The sequence below is a fragment of the Pseudoalteromonas sp. SWYJZ98 genome (genome assembly GCF_015864495.1).
GTDB lineage: Bacteria > Pseudomonadota > Gammaproteobacteria > Enterobacterales > Alteromonadaceae > Pseudoalteromonas > Pseudoalteromonas distincta.
In genome coordinates this window covers 1-1439 of the sequence record NZ_JADYXA010000092.1, presented here as the reverse complement: position 1 = coordinate 1439, position 1439 = coordinate 1, and the positions used below count along the sequence as shown (strand labels likewise).

The 1439-nt window shown below is 40.9% G+C and carries 1 protein-coding gene; it reads left to right on the top strand.

From position 1 onward, the window contains the following. Positions 1–1234, top strand: a 1234-nt coding sequence (locus I6F10_RS19930; protein ID WP_197099308.1) for a transposase, incomplete at its 5' end; no start/stop codon positions are given. Positions 1235–1439: the final 205 nt, after the last annotated feature.

Here is a 1439-nt window from a genome sequence, read left to right as displayed (position 1 = left end):
TTACACATCTATAGCGGGTTTTGTGGCTAAAATGCATGAACAGATTGAGCCGCTTTTTACGCAAGTGCTGATGATATGTGATGAGGAAGGCTTGATAGGCCGCAACATGTTTGCCATTGATGGGTGTAAATTAAAGTCCAATGCGAGTAAAGAGTGGAGTGGCACATTCGATGAGTTAGGTCGCAAAAAAGCAAAACTAGAACGCGCAAGCAAACGTATTATTGAACGCCACCAATCACAAGATGGGCTGGGCGAAGAATTGATAACTCAGGATTTAAAACAAAAAGAAAAGCTAGATAAAAGTGCAGGTAAAATCACCGAGTTTTTAGCCACTCACAAAGAAAAAACAGGCAGTAAAGGCAAGCCAGTTAAAAGTAATATCACCGACCCCGACAGCGCGAAAATGACGACCTCAAAAGGGACAATTCAAGGCTACAACGGCATCGCGATAAACGATGATAAACACCAAATTATCCTGCAAGCTCAAGCGTGGGGTTCAGTGGGTGAACAACAAACCTTACAGCCAGCCATTGCACAATTAAAACAGCAGCTTGCTAAACTCAATACAGAAAAACGGGCAGATGAACCCACGATTAAATTCACTGCAGACAGTGGGTTTAACAGCGAAGTGAATCTTGAATTTATGGCACAAAGCGGGTTCGATACCTACATTGCGGATAACCAATTTAGAAAAAGAAACCCGCTGTTTAAAGCCAGCGAAACATACGAAACGGAGCAAGAAAAGCGCAGATTAAAACGCAGTAAAGGCAAACCACGACTATTTACCTCAGATGATTTTCATTATGATGAAGCAACCCAAACATGCCGCTGCCCTGCAGGCAATGCCATGTGGCGAAGCGGTATAAATGTAAACAGCCATAACCAAAAATACACCCGGTTCTGCGGTTACTTAAAAGACTGTAAAACGTGTCCGCTACAGCAACAATGCATGCGAAAGCCGCCCATTAAAACAGGGCGACAAGTGCAGTTTATCAATAATGAATCACGCAAAAAGCTGAGCTATGTAGACAAAATGAAAGTAAAAATAGACAGCCCGATAGGTCGACGACAATACAGTAAACGACTTGGTTGTATTGAGCCGGTGTTTGGCAACATTACAGTGAATAAAGGCATGAATAAGTTGACCTTACGGGGTCAAGCGAAAGTGAATGCGCAGTGGCAACTGTATTGCCTTGTTCATAATATAGAAAAACTGCAAAACACGATGCATTAAGAAGGGGAAGCCCTTTTAACCTAAAATAAAGCCACTTAAACACCAGTAATAGCTTCCAAAATACCAATTAAAACAACATCAAACACCCACTTTATATTCTGCATAAAATAAGTAATCGATTGAACCAAAATAGGAACTCAGCTATGGTTTGTTTATCAATAAAAAACAAATAAAAAAACGAGTAAATCTACAGGCTCGTTATGTG